This is a genomic window from Pseudomonas schmalbachii (genome assembly GCF_017589465.1).
GTDB classification, from domain to species: domain Bacteria; phylum Pseudomonadota; class Gammaproteobacteria; order Pseudomonadales; family Pseudomonadaceae; genus Pseudomonas; species Pseudomonas schmalbachii.
In genome coordinates this window covers 36,447-50,143 of record NZ_JAELYA010000003.1, presented here as the reverse complement: position 1 = coordinate 50,143, position 13,697 = coordinate 36,447, and the positions used below count along the sequence as shown (strand labels likewise).

Genomic DNA, 13,697 nt, shown 5'->3' with positions numbered 1-13,697 from the left:
TCGGAGCGAGGGGATAGCAAACCGCGCCGGCCTACCCCCTCTCCCTCCGGGAGAGGGCGGGGGTGAGGGCGCTCTCGCTCCCGAAGTCCGTTACTCTTCATGAACGAATGCAATCCGCCTGGAGTTTTCCATGCCCTCCGTAAAACTCGCCGACGGCGACCTGAACTACCTCCTCGAAGGCCCGGCCGGCGCGCCGGTGCTGGTGCTGTCCAACTCCCTGGGCACCGACCTGCACATGTGGGACGCGCAGATTCCCGCCTTCAGCGAGCACTTCCGCGTGCTGCGCTATGACACCCGCGGCCACGGCGGCTCGTCCGTCACTGACGGCCCGTACAACATCGAGCAGCTCGGCCGCGACGTGCTGGCCCTGCTGGATGCGCTGAACATCGCCAAGGCCTGCTTCTGCGGCCTGTCCATGGGCGGCCTGATCGGCCAGTGGTTGGCAATCAACGCGCCTGAGCGTATCGAGCGTCTGGTGTTGTGCAACACCGCCGCCAAGATCGGTGACGAGAGCGTGTGGAACCCGCGCATCGAAACCGTCCTCGCCGGTGGCGCGCAGGCCATGCGCGACCTGCGCGATGCCTCCATCGCCCGCTGGTTCACCGCCGATTTCGCCCAGGCGCAACCGGGCAAGGTCGAACCCATCGTCGGCATGCTCGCGCAGACCTCGCCGCAGGGGTACGCGGCGAACTGCGCGGCCGTGCGCGATGCGGATTTCCGCGAGCAACTGACGGCGATCCAGGCACCGACCCTGGTCGTCTGCGGCGCTGCCGATCCGGTGACCACCACCGAACATGGCCGCTTCATGCAGGAACGCATCCGCGGTGCCGAACTGGTCGAATTGCACGCCGCGCACCTGTCCAACGTCGAGGCGGGCGAGCACTTTACCCGTCGCGTACTGGACTTCCTCCGCGCCTGACAGCGAAATCGCGGGCATGGCCCGCTCCTACAGTCCGTCGTGGGGCGAGTTCCTGTAGGAGCGAGCTCTGCTCGCGAAGCTTTTGCGGGGCCGATGTTCGCGAGCAGAGCTCGCTCCTACGGGTGACGCTACGTAGGGTGGAAAACGGCGAAGCCTTTTCCACCATCAGGCGCGGCGTGACGGAGTGGTGGACAAGCTTCGCGTTGTCCACCCTACAAAAAGCACCTTCGGCAGCAAGACAGTTGCTCCTACGATTCGGCATGCACCACTACGTGACTGGGCCATAACCCGCGTAGGTTGGCGCTGAACGCAGTGAAGCCCAACGATGGCGATGTTGGGCTTCGCGTTGCTCAGCACCAACCTACGGTGGGCATTGCAGCCCGCCAATCTCACCCGGCTACTCGCTGGAACAGTCCCTGGTAATCGATCACCAAGCCCTGCTCATCCACCTCGAGAACGGCCTGGAACCCGCTGCCTTCCAGGTTCTGGTACAGGTAATGGCTGGCATCGCGGCGCGTGTAGCCCTGGCGCATCCGTCGCGGCTTCAGCCGGGGCGCTTCCAGGAACACCACATCCAGCTCGGCGTGCTGGCCATCTTCCAGATTCAGCCGGCGGATCGGGAAGGTGTTGGTGAAGGGCGTGGGCCAGATATCGATATCCAGGCAGCCGTCCAGCTCCGCCAGCACAGTGCCGTCGGCGGTTTGCCAGTGCCCAAGGCCGTCCGCCAGCAGATGCAGTTCGTCACTGGCGCTTTCACTCTCGACTCGCAGCAACGCTTCGCGTAGGTGCCACTCGGCATCCCAGCGCAGGCTGTATTCCAACTGATAGGGTGCCTGGCCGTCCTCGCCAATCGCGCGCAACTGGCTGTCGGCGCGCCCCTCCTGCATGCACAGGGTTTCCCAACTGGCGGAAGGTTTCTGCCAGATGCCGATCCAGTTCAGTTCGTCGCTCATGGCGTATCCAGCAGCAGACCGAGGCGCAGCCGCTTGGGCAGGCGCCTGACCACCAGTTGATGGGAGCGGGTGAGGGCGTCGCGCAGTTCGGCGTCGCCCATGGCGTAGGGACGGGTGAGGGCGATCCAGCGGGCGCGGGCGAGATAGGGCGCGGGGCGGATACCGGGACGGTCGACGTAGCCGAGGAACAGCTCGTCGTCGACCTTGAACGCCAGTCCGCCTTCGCCGCCGTCGACGAAATCGAGGATGGCGAACATCTTGTTGCCGGCCACCGAGAACACCCGGTTGCTACCCCATTTGATGTCTTCGCGGGCTCCGGGCAATTGCAGGCAGAAGCGGGCGATCTGGTCTGGCGTCACGGGCACTTCTCCGGCCGTGGTTAGTCGCGGAAATACACCTCGACCAGATGGTAGCCGAACTGGCTCTTCACCGGCCCGTGGACCACGCCGACCGGTTTCTTGAAGATCACCGTGTCGATCGACTTGACCATCTGCCCCGGGCGCACCTCGCCGAGATCGCCGCCGCGTTTGGCGGAAGGGCAGGTGGAGTGCTTCTTCGCCAGGCTGGCGAAATCCTCGCCCCTGGCCAGGCGTTGCTTGATCTGCTCGGCTTCGGCCTGGGTCTTGACCAGGATATGGCGGGCCATGGCGACAGGCATGAACGGTTCCTCTGTGGATTGCGGCAGGGCGCATTGTAGCCCGTCGCAATGCTGCACGAAGGCGGTGATGCATGTCGCATTTCCAGCCGAGTAGCGTTGTGCCATGTCAGATGGCTACCTAGAGTTCGAGTGAAACTTCCTACAAGCGGACCAGCCTCCGGGCTACGGCGTCGCACCTTCCCTTGCGTATGGATGCTTAGATCATGGATATCCAGTCGATGCTGAAAATCCTGGCCACCCAGGACGGGTCTGATCTCTATCTCTCCACCGGTGCGCCGCCCTGCGTCAAGATCAACGGCGTGCTCAAGCCGCTCAACAACGAGCCTCTGCGGACCGGCGACGTGGCGCGCATCGCCCATTCGATCATGGACGACGAGCAGCGCGCGGAGTTCGAGCGCGAACTGGAGATGAACCTGGCGATCGCGGTGAACAACGTCGGCCGCTTCCGCATCAACATCTTCAAGCAGCGCAACGAGGTGTCCATCGTCGCGCGCAACATCAAGCTCGACATCCCGCGCTTCGAAGACCTGAAGCTGCCGGAAGTATTGCTGAAGACGGTGATGGAGAAGCGTGGGCTGGTGCTCTTCGTCGGCGGCACCGGCTCCGGCAAGTCGACCTCGCTGGCGGCGCTGATCGACCACCGCAACCGCAACAGCGGCGGGCACATCATCACCATCGAGGATCCCATCGAGTACGTGCACCGGCACCGCAAGTCGATCATCAACCAGCGCGAGGTGGGCGTGGATACGCGCAGCTTCCACGCCGCGCTGAAGAACACCCTGCGCCAGGCGCCGGACGTGATCCTGATCGGCGAGATCCGCGACCGCGAGACGATGGAGCATGCGCTGGCCTTCGCCGATACCGGCCACCTGGCGATTTCCACCCTGCACGCCAACAACGCCAACCAGGCGCTGGACCGGATTATCAACTTCTTCCCCGAGGAGCGCCGGCCGCAGCTGCTCAACGACCTCGGCAACAACCTCAAGGCCTTCGTCTCCCAGCGCCTGGTGCGCACCCGCGACGGCAAGCGCCGCGCCGCGGTGGAGGTGCTGCTGGGAACGTCCACCATCAGCGACCTGATCAAGCGCAGCGAATTCAGCTCGATCAAGGAAATCATGGAGAAGTCCCGCGCACTCGGCATGCAGACCTTCGACCAGGCGTTGTTCGACCTGGTCGTCGAGGGGGTGATCTGCGAAGACGAGGCGGTGAAGAACGCCGACTCGGCCAACAACCTGCGCCTGCGGCTGAAGCTGCATCGCGATGGCGCGGTGTCGCCCCAGGCCAAGGCCCATGTGCCGGCTCCGGTAGCCGATGCCGCGGACGCCAGCAACTGGGGACTCGAACTGGTCCTCGAGGAACTCGCGGCAGAGGATTCGGAGAGGCTGTTGGCGCACTGAGCATTTGAGCGCATCGCGGGGCTGGAAATTGCCAGCCTCGCGAGAGGGCGATTATCGGCGGTATTTCCGTCTTGCGGCTGGGCGCGCTGCGGCTTCTTGGGTACCCTGTGCGCCTTCCGCTCGATGAGCGGCCTTTCCTGCGTGTCGATCAATGAGTACCTCCAGTTCCCAGTCGCCCGGAGCCAGCCGCCCATTCCTGGGCATCCTGCTGCTGATCCTGGCGACCTTCCTGTTCTCCAGCCACGACGCCTTCTCCAAGTACCTGTCGGGCTTCTACCCGGTGCTGCTGGTAGTCTGGGCGCGCTACGTGGTGCACACCTTGCTGATGGCCGGGATCTTCCTGCCTCGATCAGGCTTGCGCGTGCTGCGTACCCGCAAGCCACTGCTGCAGACCGTGCGCGCCCTGTGCCTGCTGGGAACGAGCTTCTTCTTCGTCACGGGGCTGCAGTACATCCCGCTGGCGGAGGCAACGGCAGTCAACTTCCTCACGCCCCTGCTGGTGACGGCGCTGTCCGTTCCGCTGCTCGGCGAGCGAGTCAGCCTGGGGCAATGGCTGGCGGTTTCGCTGGGGTTCGTCGGGGTGCTGATCATCGTGCATCCCGGCGGGGAACTGTTCACGCCGGCGATTCTGCTGCCGTTCGGCTCGGCGCTGTGCTTCTGCTTCTACCAGTTGCTGACGCGCAAGGTCAGCGAGTTCGACAGTGCGACCACCAGCAACTTCTTCGCCGGCCTGCTCAACACCGTGCTGGTAAGCGTCCTGGTGCCGTTCTTCTGGGAGTGGCCGACGCCCATGCACGCCTTGCTGATGCTGGCCCTGGGCACCTGCGGGATGTGCGCGCACCTGCTCCTGACCCAGGCATTCCGCCACTCCGCGCCGGCCTTGCTGGCGCCTTTCAGCTATTGCCAGATCATTTTCGCCGGGCTGCTGGGCTTCTTGGTGTTCGGCCATATGCCGGAGCATTCGACGCTGATCGGCATCCTGGTGATCTGCCTGAGCGGCATTGCCGCTGCCTGGCTGCAGCGCAGAAAGTGAGTTCCCGTCAGGGGAAGGGTGTTCCGGGTGAACACCCTTGTGTGGTGTGGATCAGCGCTCGTTGAGCGCGAAGGCGGTCAGGCTGAAGGTCGAGATGCCTGCGTCGCTCAGCTTGGCGGAGCCGCCGAGTTCCGGCAGATCGATGATGGCGGCGGCCTCGAAGACAGTGGCGCCCAGGCGTTGCACCAGTTGCGCGGCTGCCAGCAGGGTGCCACCGGTAGCGATCAGGTCATCGAAGATCAGCACGCTGTCGCCTTCGCAGAGGCTATCCGCATGGACCTCCAGCAGGGCTTCGCCGTATTCGGTGGCATAAGGCTGCGCCAGTACGTCCGCCGGCAGCTTGCCGCGCTTGCGGAACAGCACCAGCGGCTTGTTCAGTTCGTAGGCGATGATCGAACCGATCAGGAAGCCGCGCGCATCCATCGCCCCGATATGGGTGAACTCGGTCTCGACATAGCGCTGGATGAAGCTGTCAGCGACGTAGCGCAGCGCGCGCGGCGACTGGAACAGCGGTGTGATATCGCGAAATATCACGCCCGGCTTGGGGAAGTCGGGAACGGCGCGGATCAGGGATTTCAGGTCGAGTTGGTTGAGGATCATGCTGGGAGGCACCTGGTCAGGGCAGAGTTTCAAGACGCAAAAGTATAACGGGCCCGCCTGTTGGCGAGCCCGTTTTCGATGACCGGGAATGGATTGCCTGCCCGATATCAGTTTTCCAGTTCACCGCCTGCCAGGGCGCAAAGCTCGATGGAGTCCAGGATGCGTACTTCCTTTCCATCCGCGTTGATCATGCCGTTCTGCTGGAAGCGGGTGAAAACGCGGGAAACGGTTTCCACCGCAAGCCCCAGGTAGTTGCCGATCTCGTTACGCGACATGGCCAGGCGGAACTGATGGGCGGAGAAGCCGCGAGCGCGGAAACGGGCGGAGAGGTTGACCAGGAAAGTGGCGATGCGCTCATCGGCGGTCTTCTTGGAAAGCAGCAGCATCATCTGCTGGTCATCGCGGATTTCCCGGCTCATGACGCGCAGGAGCTGGCGGCGCAGCTGGGGCAGCTTCTCGGAGAGCGAATCCAGTCGTTCGAAGGGAATTTCGCACACCGAGGTGGTTTCCAGCGCCTGGGCCGATACCGGATAGCTGTCGGTGTCCATCCCGGAGAGTCCTACAAGTTCGCTGGGCAGGTGGAACCCGGTGATCTGTTCTTCGCCGTTGTCGGTGATGCTGAAGGTTTTCAGCGCGCCGGAACGAACCGCGAACACCGAACCGAAAGCATCGCCCTGACGGAACAGGAACTCGCCTTTCTTCAATGGCCTGCCGCGCTTGACGATGTCATCCAGGGCATCCAGGTCGTCTGTGCTGATGGAAATCGGCAGGCAGAGCGGAGCCAGGCTGCAGTCCTTGCAATGCGCTTGCGGCAGCGCACGCAACTTGATGGTTTCGGCCATAAGAAGAAAGTCCTTGGGTGGGAAGGCACATGAAAAATAAGGGTAACGTAGCTATGGCCAGTGATTCCAGTCATTGATATTTCGAACTGCGTCGAAAAACCAACTCTAGGAAAAATCTGACGTCTTTTTCGGATAACCCTTATTTTGAGATCGCTATCTCGAACCTGACAAGGCAACTATGGGAACAGCGTGGAGGAGGGAAGGGGCCGGACTGCGGGAGCGATCCGGCACAAGGGGATTGAAGGCCTCAGATGACACGTGAAAAGCGCTGGATGTTCTGCATGGGCAGATAGTGATCGAACAGCATGCAGATGGAGCGCACCAGCAGGCGTCCCGCCGGAGTGACGTCTATGCCGCTATCGCCGAGGACGATCAGTCCATCGCTGGCGAAGCGCTCCAGTTCCGGCCAGATTTCCGCGAAATAGCTGCGGAAGTCGATGGCGAACAGGTCTTCGATTTCCACGAAGGCCAACTGGAAGTGGCAGATCAGTTGCTGGATGACCGCACGTCGGATCCGGTCATCCCCGTTGCAGTGCAGGCCGCGACGAGTGGCCAACTGGTTGTTGTCGAGACTGTTCTGATAGTCGGTGATGTCGCTGCTGTTCTGGCAGTACAGATCGCCGATCTGGCTGATCGCCGACACTCCGAGCCCTACCAGGTCGCAATGTCCGTGGGTGGTGTAACCCTGGAAGTTGCGTTGCAGGGAGCCATCTTCCTGGGCGATGGCCAGCTCGTCGTCTGGTAGGGCGAAATGATCCATGCCAATGTAGCGATAGCCGGCTGCGCTCAATTGCTCGGTTGTCCGTTGCAGCATTTCCAGCTTTTGCCCTGGGCTGGGCAGTTCCGCGGCGTTGATCCGCCGTTGCGGCATGAAACGCTCCGGAAGATGGGCGTAATTGAATACCGACAGGCGATTCGGCTGGAGCGCGATCACCTGCTCCACGGTGTGGGCGAAGCTGTCGGGAGTCTGCCGGGGCAGGCCATAGATCAGGTCGACGTTGATCGAGCGGTACTGAAGCGTCCGCGACGCGTCGATGATGGCGCGGGTTTCGTCGTAACTCTGCAGCCGGTTGACCGCCTGCTGCACTTCCAGATTGAAGTCCTGCACCCCCAGGCTGACACGGTTGAAACCGAGCTCGCGGAGCATGCCCATGGTCGACCAGTCCGCCTCGCGTGGGTCGATCTCGATGCCATAGTCGCCGGAGTCGTCGTCCAGGAGGTTGAGATGCTGGCGAAGGTGCTTCATCAGTCCGCGGAACTGGTCGGAGCTGAGGAAGGTTGGGGTCCCGCCGCCGAAGTGAAGCTGCTCGACCTGCTGCTCGTCCCCCAGATGCTTGCTGACTATTTCGATCTCGCGGAAAAGGCGGGTGAGGTAGGGAGCGCTGCGTCCGCGATCCTTGGTGATGACCTTGTTGCAGGCGCAGTAGTAGCAGATGTTGGCGCAGAAGGGGATATGCACATACAGCGACAGGGGCCGCGTGGCCCGGCGGCTGTCGCGCAGGGCGTGCAGCATGTCGAAGGGTCCGACTCCTTCGTGGAACTGCACGGCGGTCGGGTAGGAGGTATAGCGCGGGCCGGCCAGATCATAGCGGCGGATAAGATCTGCGTCCCAGCGTATGTTGTCGAGCATGCCCATTGTCCCCGGGTTGGCGAGTGGTTCGGGCAGTCTAGGGAGGGGCGGCAATATGTCTGTTGATTTGTATCAAGCAGCCTTGCCATGCGGGCTCGGGGCCGACGCGTGCATGTCGTGGCCCATAATCCATGCCTGGTGCGGGCCGGGAAGTGTCCAGAGACCGAAGAGGATGACCAGGAGTCCGCCGGCCACGCGTACGCCACGGCGACGCAGCAGTGCGGTAATGCGTTCGGCCGCGAGGCCGGTGGCCAGCAGGACTGGCCAGGTTCCGAGCCCGAAGGCGAACATCAGCATTGCGCTGTCGAGCGCCGATCCCTGGCTGGTGGCCCAGAGCAGGGTGCTGTAGACCAGGCCGCAAGGCAGCCAGCCCCACAGGCCGCCCAGCAGCAGCGCACGCGGCATGCTGGTGACGGGCAGCAGGCGGGTGGCGACTGGCTGGATGTGGCGCCACAGCCCGCGGCCGAGTGCTTCGATGCGGGTGAGTCCATGCCACCATCCCGCCAGATAGAGGCCCATGGCGATCAGCAGCAACCCGGCGACAACGCGCAGCGCCCAGGCGAACGGTGTGCTGGCTATCGCCCATCCGGCAAGGCCTAGCAGCAGGCCGGCGCAGGTGTAGCTGAGAATGCGTCCGAGGTTGTAGGCCAGCAGCAGGCGCAGTCTTTTGCCACGCTGTTCGGCGGGGATGGCCATGGTCAGCGCGCCCATCAGGCCCCCGCACATGCCCAGGCAGTGCCCGCCGCCAAGCAGGCCGAGGATGACCGCCGACACCAGCAGTGGAGCGAGTTCAGCCATCCCGCCTGCCTGCGTCGCTGTCCGCGTCCTGGGCGTCACCTTCGGCTTCGTCTATGCCGGCCTGGTGCTTGGGGTCTTCGTCATCGAACAGGATGCTGTGTGCGGGGCTGTCCATGTCATCGTACTGGCCGCTGTTGACCGCCCAGAAGAGGATCCAGATGGCGACGCCAACGATCAGGACGGCGATTGGAATCATTACGTAGAGCGCAGGCATATCGACTCCGTCGGGATTTCGCTCCGCGAGTGCTCAGCGGGGGCTGGCAGCGCTGGCCGGCAGTATTTCGGTCATGTGCTGCTGACGGGGCTGCGGCTGGTCTTGCGGAACCCGTGTCAGGCGCAGCGCATTGAGCACCACTGTCAGCGAGCTGATCGACATCCCGAGCGCTGCCCATACGGGCGTCAGCCAGCCCAGGGCGGCGAAGGGAAGCATCACACCATTGTACAACCCTGCCCAGACCAGGTTCTCGATAATGACGCGGCGGGTGCGTCTGGCCAGGGCGAACGCGTGGACCAGGCTATCCAGCCGGTTCGACAACAGCACGGCATCGGCATTGGTTTTCGCCAGGTCGGTGGCCGAACCCATGGCTACGCTGATGTCGGCGGCGGCCAGCACCGGCACGTCGTTCACTCCGTCACCCAGCATGAGCACGCGGTGCCCCTGCTGTTGCAACTCGCGCAGTATTGCCAGCTTGTCATCCGGCCGCAGCCCTCCACGGGCCTCGTCGATGCGCAGTTCCCTGGCGACGCTGGTAACCATGGGCGAGTTGTCGCCGGACAGCAGCAGAGTCTTCCAGCCACGGGCGCGGCAGGCCTCCAGCAGGGCAGGCGCATCGTCGCGGATGCGATCATCGAGCACGATCCAGGCGAGCGGGCCGGCTACGTTGCCCAGCAAAAGCCACTGCCCAGGCTCGTCGGGAAGCGCGGGGACGTCCATGCCGCTCAGGGCGCTGACGAAGGCGGGTTGGCCAATGCGCAGGCGCTGTCCTTCGACCAGCCCCTCCAGGCCGAGCCCGGGGTGGGTTTCCACCTGTTCGGCCGCTTTCGGTGCGCGGCCGAAAGCCCGGGCAATGGGATGCTCCGAGCGGTTCTCCAGGGCTGCTGCCAGAGCGAGGCACTGGTCGCCGTCGAGTGCGCTCAGCGGGCGTATGGCGCGCAGGGTGAGGCGACCCTCGGTCAGGGTGCCGGTCTTGTCGAATATCACCGTGTCGATGTGCTTGAAGCCTTCCAGCACATGGCCGCGGGTCAGCAACAGGCCGAGCTTGTGCAGGGCTCCCGTGGCGGCGGTCAGGGCGGTCGGCGTAGCCAGCGACAGGGCGCAGGGGCAGGTGGCGACGAGCATGGCCAGGACCACCCAGAAGGCGCGGGAAGAGTCGTGCTGCCACCAGTACAGGCCCATCACGGCGGCCAGCAGCAGCAAGGTGAGCAGGAACCATTGCGCGGCACGGTCGGCGACTTCGGCCAGGCGTGGCTTGTCGGACTGCGCCCGTTCGAGCAGGCGGACGATGGTCGACAATCGGCTGTCCTTGCCGAGGGCGCGGACTTCTACGATCAGCGGGCCATCCACATTCAGTGTGCCGCCCGTGACGCTGTCACCGGGCTGGCGGGGTTGTGGCAGGTATTCGCCGGTGAGCAGGGACTCGTCGACGCTGGACTGCCCTTCGATGATCGATCCGTCGGCCGGCAACACGGCTCCCGGCTGGATCAGGACCCGATCACCCAGACGCAGCTCGGTGAGCAGAATGCGCGTGCTCTGGCCGTTTTCGTCGAGGCGCAGGCAGGACGCCGGCAGCAGATTGACCAGTTGCGCAGTGGCCGCAGCGGTGCGCTCCCGCGCGCGTCGCTCCAGATAGCGGCCGGCAAGAAGGAACAGGGCGAACATTCCTACGGCATCGAAATACAGGTCGCCCTTTCCGGTGACTGCGGTCCATATCCCGGCCAGATAGGCCCCGCCTATCGCCAGGGAAACCGATACGTCCATGGTCAGGTGGCGGGTGCGGATATCACGGACCGCGCCACGGAAGAACGGTTGGCACGAGTAGAAGACGATGGGCGTGGTGAGGAACATGGCCACCCAGCGCAGGATGGCATGCAGCTCGGGGCTCAGGTCGATATTGAATTCCGGCCAGGTGGCCATCGTGGCCATCATCGCCTGGAACCACAGCAGGCCGGCCACGCCTATCTGGCGTAACGAGCGGCGATTCTCCTCGGCGAGGAGTTCGCTGGCCTGGTCAGGTTGGTAGGGGTGCGCCGCATAGCCGATCTTGCGCAGTTCGGCGAGCAGGGCGCTCAGCGGTAATTGGCTGTCCGCCCAGCGTATGTGCAGTCGATGGTTCGACAGGTTGAGTCCTGCTTCGGCGACGGCGGGTAACTGGCGCAGATGCTTTTCGATCAACCAGCCACAGGCAGCGCAGCTGATACCTTCCATAAGCAGGGTGGCTTCGGCCAGTTCCCCTTCATGCTGGACGAAAGGCTGCTGTACCTCTGGGCGATCGAACAATGCCAGTTCATCGCTGAGCTGGGCAGGCAATGCGTCGGGATTGACGGAAGCCTCGCTGCGGTGGCGGTAGTAGCCTTCCAGTCCGCCAGCGACGATCGCCTCCGCAACCGCCAGGCAGCCGGGACAGCAGAATTCGCGATTTTCACCGAGAACCTGGGCTGTGTAGCGGCTGCCAGCGGGGACTGGCAGCGCGCAGTGGTAGCAGGGGAGGGGGGCGCTCATGGGCGCTCGACTTCGTCTCCCTTGAGGGGTTCGTCCCCCAGGGTGATGGTCCCGCCCGGAGCCACTCGCTCTTCCTCGAACAGGCGCCAGGACTGGCCGTCCTGTTCACCCAGCACTTCGACGAAGCGGCGACCCTTGATGGCCTCTTCGATGCGGCCGATATAACGGCCTTTCTCGGCGGGCGCAGGAAGCAGTTCGAGATGGCGATCCTGGGATTCCAGGGTCGGCGAAAGCAGATTGAGAGTCAGCTTTTCCGGTTGGCTGTTGCCGGCCAGGCGCAGATCCACTTCTCCGGTCAGATCATCGAAATGGATCTTCGCCTGAAGTTGCAGACGCTGGGCGAGGTGTTCGCGATCGAGCGAGCGGTTGATGCCCTTGCCGGCCTCGTAATAGTTGTCGTTGACCAGGGAGTCCTGGTTGGTAGCGGCAATGCGAACCAGCATCAGGCTGAGGAATACCGACGTGCCGAGCATGCCGATGATGATCCAGGGCCAGAGGTGCTTGTACCAGGGTTGTACGGGCGTGGCCGACTGCATGGTTTTTATCTCACAGATGATTTTCCGCAGTGATGCGGATGCTTGCGGACCTGGCAGGTCCGTTGCTCAGGGAGCGGATTTTACGTGGTCTGTGCGCTGCTGGCACCCCGTGTGCGATACGGGGTGCCAGTCTTCTGGCTCGAGTCAGCGGGTGCGGGGACCAATGAAACGACTGGTTGCCTCTTTGCTTATGCCTGGGGCATCGAGCGATTGAACGCTGAAGGTGACCTCGTTGGTAGTGGAGGGAAGCTTTTCCGGATCGATGGACAGCTCCACAGGCATGCTCAGGATTTCACCTGCGCTTACATGAACCTCCTGTTTGCTTTCGAGGCGGAGCCCGTCCAGCCCCTTGGCGCTTAGAGCGTAGGTATGGTCGCGCTGGTCCTTGTTCATGATCTTCAGGCTGTAGACGTTCTCGATCCGGCCTTCGGCGTTTTCCCGATAAAGGACACGGTCCTTGCTCACGTCGAAGCCAACCAGCGGGCGCATGACCAATGCGGTAATCAGCACGCCGATCATCGCCGTCAGGGCAATGGCATAGCCGATCAGCCTCGGGCGGACGAGATGGGTCTTCTGCCCGGACAGGTTGTGTTCGGTGGTGTAGCTGATCAGCCCGCGGGGGTAGTTCATCTTGTCCATGATGCTGTCGCAGGCGTCGATGCAGGCTGCACAGCCGATGCACTCGATCTGCAGGCCGTCACGAATGTCGATGCCGGTCGGGCAGACCTGTACGCACATGGTGCAATCGATGCAGTCACCCAGTCCCTGGGCCTTGTAGTCGAGAGTTTTCTTGCGCGGTCCGCGTCGCTCGCCGCGGCGAGGGTCGTAGGAAACGATCAGGGTGTCCTTGTCGAACATCACGCTCTGGAAGCGCGCATAGGGGCACATGTAGATGCACACCTGCTCGCGCAGCCAGCCGGCGTTGCCATAGGTGGCAAGGGTGAAGAAGCCGACCCAGAAATAGGCCCAGCCATCGGCCTGCCCTGTGACGAGATCGGTGAGCAGTTCACGGATCGGGCTGAAGTAGCCGACGAACGTCAGGCCGGTGACCAGGCCGATGAGCAGCCACAGCGAGTGCTTGGCCGCCTTGCGCGCAAGCTTCGCGCCGCTCATGGGGGCCTTGTCCAGTTTCATGCGCTGGTTGCGGTCACCTTCCGTGACTTTCTCGCACCACATGAAGATCCAGGTCCATACGCTCTGCGGACAGGTGTAGCCGCACCAGACACGGCCGGCGAATACCGTGATGAAGAACAGGCCGAATGCGGAGATGATCAGCAGGCCTGAAAGCAGGATGAAGTCCTGGGGCCAGAATGTGGCGCCAAAGATGTAGAACTTGCGCTCCGGCAGGTTCCACCAGACGGCCTGGCGATCATTCCAGGTCAGCCAGACGGTGCCGAAATATAGAAGGAAGAGTACGGCTCCCCCCGCCATCCTCAGATTTCGGAAGAATCCGGTGAAGGCGCGGGTATAGATTTTTTCTCGGGAGGCATAAAGGTCGACGGTGTCACTGCTTCCCTTGGCGGAGGGAGTGACATCACGGACAGGGATCTGTTTGCTCATCAGTGCGTACCACGGCGGTGGGAGGGCGCTCTGTCAGTACTTGCCGACAAGA

General features: G+C 63.2%; 14 protein-coding genes. 3 read left to right on the top strand and 11 right to left on the bottom strand.

Annotation, left to right across the window (positions count from 1 at the left end):
• The first annotated feature begins 130 nt into the window (after positions 1-130).
• Positions 131-919 carry a 3-oxoadipate enol-lactonase gene (pcaD, locus tag JFY56_RS09225; RefSeq protein ID WP_208313344.1) on the top strand — a complete coding sequence of 263 codons (789 nt, stop codon included), beginning with the start codon at positions 131-133 and terminating at the stop codon, positions 917-919.
• Between the two features lie 389 nt (positions 920-1,308).
• Here the strand turns inward: pcaD and JFY56_RS09220 are convergent, their stop codons facing one another.
• From JFY56_RS09220 to JFY56_RS09210, 3 genes are read right to left on the bottom strand one after another with little or no spacing between them, the layout of a single operon-like run.
• Positions 1,309-1,872 (bottom strand): putative glycolipid-binding domain-containing protein, encoded by a 564-nt coding sequence (locus JFY56_RS09220; RefSeq protein WP_208313342.1) that lies wholly within the window; start codon positions 1,870-1,872, stop codon positions 1,309-1,311.
• Entirely contained in the window at positions 1,869-2,231 is a 363-nt protein-coding gene (locus tag JFY56_RS09215) for an MmcQ/YjbR family DNA-binding protein (RefSeq protein ID WP_208313340.1), read from the bottom strand. The genes JFY56_RS09220 and JFY56_RS09215 overlap by 4 nt, the downstream gene beginning before the upstream one ends.
• Before the next feature lie 20 nt (positions 2,232-2,251).
• Entirely contained in the window at positions 2,252-2,530 is a 279-nt protein-coding gene (locus JFY56_RS09210) for a peptidylprolyl isomerase (protein ID WP_208313338.1), read from the bottom strand.
• Positions 2,531-2,733: 203 nt separating this feature from the next.
• On the opposite strand from JFY56_RS09210, the gene JFY56_RS09205 reads away from it, so the two are divergent.
• Together JFY56_RS09205 and JFY56_RS09200 are read left to right on the top strand one after the other, a co-directional pair.
• Positions 2,734-3,927, top strand: a complete 1,194-nt coding sequence (locus tag JFY56_RS09205; protein ID WP_208313336.1) for a PilT/PilU family type 4a pilus ATPase — start codon at positions 2,734-2,736, stop codon at positions 3,925-3,927.
• Between the two features lie 151 nt (positions 3,928-4,078).
• On the top strand, positions 4,079-4,960 hold the full coding sequence (locus tag JFY56_RS09200) for a DMT family transporter (protein ID WP_208313334.1): 882 nt from the start codon (positions 4,079-4,081) through the stop codon (positions 4,958-4,960).
• 51 nt (positions 4,961-5,011) lie between these two features.
• Here JFY56_RS09200 and JFY56_RS09195 read toward each other — a convergent pair whose 3' ends face one another.
• From JFY56_RS09195 to ccoG, 8 genes are all read right to left on the bottom strand, one after another.
• The gene (locus JFY56_RS09195; protein ID WP_208313332.1) at positions 5,012-5,560 is read right to left on the bottom strand and encodes an adenine phosphoribosyltransferase; all 549 of its coding nucleotides are present in this window, start codon (positions 5,558-5,560) and stop codon (positions 5,012-5,014) included.
• 107 nt (positions 5,561-5,667) lie between these two features.
• Positions 5,668-6,402 (bottom strand): fumarate/nitrate reduction transcriptional regulator Fnr, encoded by a 735-nt coding sequence (fnr, locus tag JFY56_RS09190; RefSeq protein ID WP_208313330.1) that lies wholly within the window; start codon positions 6,400-6,402, stop codon positions 5,668-5,670.
• Positions 6,403-6,649: 247 nt separating this feature from the next.
• Positions 6,650-8,032, bottom strand: coding sequence for an oxygen-independent coproporphyrinogen III oxidase (gene hemN / locus JFY56_RS09185; RefSeq protein WP_208313328.1), 1,383 nt, complete (start codon positions 8,030-8,032; stop codon positions 6,650-6,652).
• A 72-nt stretch (positions 8,033-8,104) separates the two neighbouring features.
• On the bottom strand, positions 8,105-8,830 hold the full coding sequence (locus JFY56_RS09180; RefSeq protein ID WP_208313326.1) for a sulfite exporter TauE/SafE family protein: 726 nt from the start codon (positions 8,828-8,830) through the stop codon (positions 8,105-8,107).
• Positions 8,823-9,044 (bottom strand): cbb3-type cytochrome oxidase assembly protein CcoS, encoded by a 222-nt coding sequence (gene ccoS, locus JFY56_RS09175; protein WP_208313324.1) that lies wholly within the window; start codon positions 9,042-9,044, stop codon positions 8,823-8,825. The genes JFY56_RS09180 and ccoS overlap by 8 nt, the downstream gene beginning before the upstream one ends.
• A gap of 33 nt (positions 9,045-9,077) precedes the next feature.
• Positions 9,078-11,549, bottom strand: a complete 2,472-nt coding sequence (locus tag JFY56_RS09170) for a heavy metal translocating P-type ATPase (RefSeq protein ID WP_208313322.1) — start codon at positions 11,547-11,549, stop codon at positions 9,078-9,080.
• Positions 11,546-12,085: a FixH family protein gene (locus JFY56_RS09165; RefSeq protein ID WP_208313320.1), complete on the bottom strand. Its 540-nt coding sequence runs from the start codon at positions 12,083-12,085 to the stop codon at positions 11,546-11,548. Before JFY56_RS09165 ends, JFY56_RS09170 begins: the two co-directional genes overlap by 4 nt.
• Before the next feature lie 144 nt (positions 12,086-12,229).
• Positions 12,230-13,645, bottom strand: a complete 1,416-nt coding sequence (gene ccoG, locus JFY56_RS09160) for a cytochrome c oxidase accessory protein CcoG (protein WP_208313318.1) — start codon at positions 13,643-13,645, stop codon at positions 12,230-12,232.
• Positions 13,646-13,697 lie beyond the last annotated feature (52 nt).